The organism is Halobacillus sp. (assembly GCF_049282395.1).
In the GTDB taxonomy this organism is placed as follows: Bacteria; Bacillota; Bacilli; order Bacillales; family Halobacillaceae; genus Halobacillus.
This window is the reverse complement of record NZ_JBAPTY010000279.1, coordinates 1-5380: the sequence shown is the minus strand read 5'-3', so window position 1 is coordinate 5380 and position 5380 is coordinate 1. Positions and strand designations below refer to the sequence as shown.

The following is a 5380-nucleotide window of genomic DNA, read 5'->3' as shown; positions in this document are numbered from 1 at the left end:
CCCATGGGAGAAGGGACTAGGTGAGATCCCGCAGGGAGTGAAACGAGCGAGGAAGCTCACCGTTCCCCCATAGGAAAGCGAGTTATTTCCCCACCTGCCCTTGTCCATCTAACGTAAAGGACCCATTTATCTCGAAACTGAGTCTTCAAGTAATGGGAGCTTATCTTTAATAATTCACACGGAGATCTAACAAATTACATAAGTTAATAAAATCCAAACTTTGGTGCATGCTATCTATAAACTTTTAAAGGAGCGTGCGCTATGAACCAGGGAAATGAGCAGGGACCAAGTCATAATCCCAATAAAGAATCTAACTCCCCGCCCCTCCTTCCTCCTTTAGAAGACAGTTTAAGCCATATTGAAACAGTACTTGGAAAAAGTACGGATCTTGTAATCAGACGATTTGCGATCTATAAGACTCACTGTGCTGCTCTTTATATAGATGGTCTTGTCGATAAGAATACGGTTCAGAATTTCATCATGGAAGCACTTATGCTTGAGATGCCGCACAAACGTGTTTCCGTTAAAGAACTGTACAATACGATCAAACACGCTTCTCTTCCTATAGGTGAAGTAACTGAATTCACCGATTACGAAGCACTTTTTAAGCGATTATTATCAGGCGAAACCATCCTTCTTATAGATAAAGAGAAAAAAGCATTAGCCGCCAGCACCAGGGGCTGGAGAGACCGTGGGGTACAGGAAAGCACTTCGGAAAGTGTCATCCGAGGTCCTAAAGAGGCGTTCACAGAAACGCTAAGGACGAATACCGCCTTGTTACGACGTAAAATAAAAGATCCTAAGCTTCGCATTGAAAGTAAAGCAATTGGTGAGGTGACTAGAACAGACGTAGCTGTCGTCTACTTGCAGGATATAGCTGAAGACAACATCGTGCAGGAAGTTCACCGCCGACTTGATAAAATTGATATCGACGGGATTCTGGAGAGTGGCTACATTGAAGAATATATTCAAGATGCTCAGTATTCCCCTTTTCCCACCGTTTATTATTCTGAGAAACCGGATGCGATTGCCGGTGGATTATTAGAAGGCCGGGTTGCGATCATTACGGATGGAACACCGGATGTTCTCTTAGTTCCTGCTTTATTTGTAAACTTTTTTCAATCAAGTGAAGATTATTATCAGAGAGCGGATATAAGTACGTTCCTGCGAATTCTTCGGCTGGTCTGTTTTAATATCGCCTTGTTTTTGCCTTCTTTATATATCGCTTTTACGACCTTTCATCAGGAAATGATTCCGGCACCATTACTGATCAGTCTGGCCGCCCAGCGTGAGGGTGTCCCTTTTCCGGCTTTTGTAGAAGCCATGCTCATGGAGCTTACGTTTGAAATTCTGCGGGAAGCCGGTGTCCGCTTGCCGAAACCGGTAGGATCGGCTGTATCCATTGTTGGGGCCCTCGTACTTGGGCAATCCGCTGTACAGGCAGGTTTGGTATCTCCGGCTATGGTTATTGTGGTAGCTCTTACAGCCATTTCAAGCTTTGTTTTTCCTGCTTATAACATAGCGATTCCTATACGTATGATTCGTTTTCTATTTATGATTCTGGCAGCAACGTTTGGATTATACGGAATTATACTAGGGCTCATTGCCATGGTCTTGCATTTATGCAGCCTAAAATCCTTTGGCGTTGCATATATGTCACCGTTTGCACCAATGAAGGCGAAAGATCAGAAAGACGTACTAATCCGTTTTCCCCATTGGGGGCTGTTTTCACGCCCAAGTTCTATGACTAATAAGAATGAGAAACGCACCAATTCATCATCCAAGGAGAATTGAGGATGAAAACATACCATTATTCCTTTAGAAAACTTTTGCTAATATTTATCTGCCTCCTCCTGTTAACCGGCTGCTGGAACAGCCGGGAGCTGGATGAGCTTGGCATTGTTGTTACGTTAGGGATTGATAAAACAGAAGAAGGCGAATATATTCTGGCGGTTCAGGTGATCAACCCGTCAGAGATTGCTACAGATGCTCCGACTTCACGACCTCCTGTTTCCACTTATACAACAACCGGTCGTACGCTTATGGAGGCGTTCCGCAGGCTTACTGCAAAAAATCCCAGGACTACCTACTTATCTCAGCTTCGCTTAGTTGTACTTGGAAAAACTGTTGCTGAAGAAGGGGTGATGCCGGTGCTTGACTTGCTCTACCGCGACCATGAATTCAGGACTTCTTTTTATATGACCATAGCTAAGAATGCTCCGGTTGAAAGTATGCTCAGTATCATTACACCTTATGAAAAAATACCAGCCAATAAAATCATGGGTTCCATAGAAAATGTAGAGCGTCATTGGGCTGCAACAAAAGGGGTTTCCATTGATAAGGTTATCGCAAGCGTTAGAAATCCGGGAGAAGACCCCGTGATGAGCGGCCTCCTCCTTTTAGGCGAAGAAGACATTGGGACAAACATTAGCAACGTTGAAAATGTGGATGCTCCTACAAAATTAGAAATTGATGAGATCGGTGTATTTAAAGGAGACAAGCTCACAGGATGGTTGAACGAAGAGGAAAGCCAGGGACTTAACTATGCGACCGGAAATGTACACTCTACAGTAATTACACACCCTTGCAAAGATGAAGGAACGCTGAGCGTGGAATTGCTTCGAACAAGCGGAGCAATGAAAGGAAAAATTAAAAATGATCATCCTGTCATTGATATAAAAGTTGAAGCAGAAGGCAATGTAGGGGAAGTGGATTGTAATGTCGACTTGAGTAAGCCAGAAGCATTAGAAAAAGTGAACAAACAGGCAGAGAAAGCGATTAAAGAGAGTATCGAGGCCACTCTGGCTAAGGCTCAGAAGGAATATGGAAGTGATGTCTTTGGGTTCGGAGGAGTTATCCACCGTGATCAGCCTAAGTATTGGAAAAAAGTTGAGAAGGAATGGTCTTCCTACTATCAAGATGTGGAAGTCAACATTGAAGCCAATGTGAAGATCCGAAGAAAAGGTAATTCAACACAGCCAATCAACAAAGAAAGATAGGTGATAACGATGTGGGCAACTATAGCAGTCATAGCCGTTTCCATTCTCATCTTTTTCATAGAGTTCCCGCGATTGAAGCGAAAAAAAAAGATGAAGGAAATCTGGTGGTTTTCCACTCTGCTGCTCATCGCTACAACGTTTAGTGTCCTTGAAAGCAGAAATGTGCAGCAGCCGAATCCATTGGATTACATTCAAGCCTTTTATACCACTATACATTCTTGGATTGGTTTATAGGAAGGAGCCAGAATACGCATGGATAATCAGACCATAAGCGCCAGGCAGTATATGTTCCTTGTCGTTTTCTTTATTATTGGCAGTTCGATCCTGATCGTTCCTACCCCCCTCGCCGCCCAGGGAAAACAGGATGCCTGGATATCGGTCATTCTTTCCATCCTTTTCGGGGTCTTACTCGTCATGTTTTTAAATAAAATTGGGAGTTTGTCCTCCGGAAAAACATTTGTCCAAGCGGCTATTTTCGTATTTGGAGGCTGGGCAGGACGCTTATTCTGTATATTTTATTTAAGCTTCTTATATATTTTAGCTTCTCTTGTTCTCAGAAATATTGGAGATTTCATGACCACTCAGATTATTCCAGAAACACCCTTACAATTTACTCATACTTTATTTCTGCTCGTAATCATTGGCGGAACCTATCTAGGTATTGAATCGATTGCCCGGTCATCTGAAATTTTCATGCCCTGGATGGTTATCTTGCTCATTTTTCTAACCATATCCATGATGCCACAAATTAACCTGGACCAATTAAAACCTATGTTCGGTAATGGAGTTCTTCCAATAATCAATAGTTCTTCTATAGTTATTGGCACTCCGCTGCTCGAGATGGCAGCTCTATTAATGATTTTCCCTTATGTAAAAGAGGAAAAAAAAGCCAAGCGCGCCTGGATACTGGGAACCATTATAGGGGGAGGGGTCATATTCCTTATCACCACTCTGTGCCTCCTGGTTCTTGGTAGTGATTTGACAGCCTTAAACGCTTATCCTACTTATCGAATTGGGCAAAAGATTAACATTGCTGGTTTCCTTGAGGGGTTAGAGATTATCATCGCGATCATTTGGATGCTTACCATATTCTTCAAACTAATCATCCTGTACTACGCTACTTCCGTGGGAATCGCACAGTTCTTAACCTTGAAAGATCACCGCCCATTGTTACTGCCCTTAGGAATGGGAATGGTTGTCCTCTCCATTATTGCTTATCCGGATGTAGCTTATTTCGAGACTTTCGTAGGAGAAGTCTGGCTGTCTTATTCCCTTACCCATGGATTAATTCTGCCTGCGATTCTCTGGATTGGTCTGCTGATTAAAAAACGAATGAGTGGAAGTTAAAAAGCACACCAATGACTGGCTCTATTGGTGTGTTATTGCATTTATATCTTTCCGCCCCTCTGACATTGCCCACTTGAAACATACATACCGTTTTGTGGAAGAGAAGGCCAACGCCCCTACCGGTGATCATTCACTTATTGATTTGACAACCAGTAAAATTGAAAAGTGCCTGCAATTCTTAAGAAAGCTAATAAATGAAAAAGCAAAAGGAGACTGAACTTGTCCCTTTTGCTTTTCCTTCTAATCTACAACAATATAGGCAATCATTGGTCCATTCGAGTTAATGTCCGAGTGGGTGGTACAAATTAAGCGGTAGACTCCTTCTTTGTCAAATTTCAAATCTACAATTGTTTCTTTACCTTGCTGGACCACACCTTTTATTTCGGTATCTTCAATAAAAAATGGATGCTCTTTGCCATTTACACCGTATATACTTAATTTTATTGGTTCTCCTTTTTCTACAAAGATCGTACCTGGATCCCAGCGATACGCTTCAATTTCTTTTCCATCCGCTGTTTCAGCTTTAAACTCCCCTGTTACAAGATTAATGACACGGGGCTCTCCATTTACTGGCTGGGATGAAGTAGCCATAGCACCCTGCCAAAAGTAGCTGCCTATAAAATAGGCAGCAAAGGCTACCAGAACAGCTGCTCCGATCACAGCCACCTTCTTGGCTGATAAAATTAATGCACTCATTTAATCCCTCCTAAGGCTTGTTTACTTATATATATGCAAACCGCCTTAGGAAACTTGCCTTCATTATTCAATAAATACCTTTTGCTTATTTCTTTGAATCTGTTAAATTTCCATATTGATTTTAAAGTAAAGCTCCCGTTTGTTGAAGACTTGATTTCGAGATATTTGTATTGAGCGGAAAGTCCTCCGGGGGACGATTTCGCTTTCCGCGGGCATGTGCTGAGCTTCCTCGGGCTTAACAGCCCTGCGGGATCTCACCGATCATGTTCATCCCGCAGGAGTCTACATCGTCCCCCTCCGGACCTGACCGAATAAGAAACTCGAAATCCACCAAAAAT

General features: G+C 42.6%; 5 protein-coding genes. 4 read left to right on the top strand and 1 reads right to left on the bottom strand.

What is annotated here, in order from left to right; translation table 11 throughout:
• Positions 1 to 261 precede the first annotated feature (261 nt).
• The 4 genes from WAM07_RS11935 to WAM07_RS11920 are packed head-to-tail and all read left to right on the top strand — an operon-like array spanning position 262 to position 4346.
• Positions 262 to 1794 carry a spore germination protein gene (locus WAM07_RS11935; protein ID WP_422167137.1) on the top strand — a complete coding sequence of 511 codons (1533 nt, stop codon included), beginning with the start codon at positions 262 to 264 and terminating at the stop codon, positions 1792 to 1794.
• Between the two features lie 2 nt (positions 1795 to 1796).
• On the top strand, positions 1797 to 2999 hold the full coding sequence (locus tag WAM07_RS11930; protein ID WP_422167135.1) for a Ger(x)C family spore germination protein: 1203 nt from the start codon (positions 1797 to 1799) through the stop codon (positions 2997 to 2999).
• Between the two features lie 9 nt (positions 3000 to 3008).
• Positions 3009 to 3233 (top strand): hypothetical protein, encoded by a 225-nt coding sequence (locus WAM07_RS11925; RefSeq protein ID WP_422167133.1) that lies wholly within the window; start codon positions 3009 to 3011, stop codon positions 3231 to 3233.
• Positions 3234 to 3251: 18 nt separating this feature from the next.
• Positions 3252 to 4346 (top strand): GerAB/ArcD/ProY family transporter, encoded by a 1095-nt coding sequence (locus WAM07_RS11920; RefSeq protein ID WP_422167132.1) that lies wholly within the window; start codon positions 3252 to 3254, stop codon positions 4344 to 4346.
• 240 nt (positions 4347 to 4586) lie between these two features.
• Here WAM07_RS11920 and WAM07_RS11915 read toward each other — a convergent pair whose 3' ends face one another.
• Positions 4587 to 5042: a cupredoxin domain-containing protein gene (locus WAM07_RS11915; RefSeq protein WP_422167130.1), complete on the bottom strand. Its 456-nt coding sequence runs from the start codon at positions 5040 to 5042 to the stop codon at positions 4587 to 4589.
• Positions 5043 to 5380 lie beyond the last annotated feature (338 nt).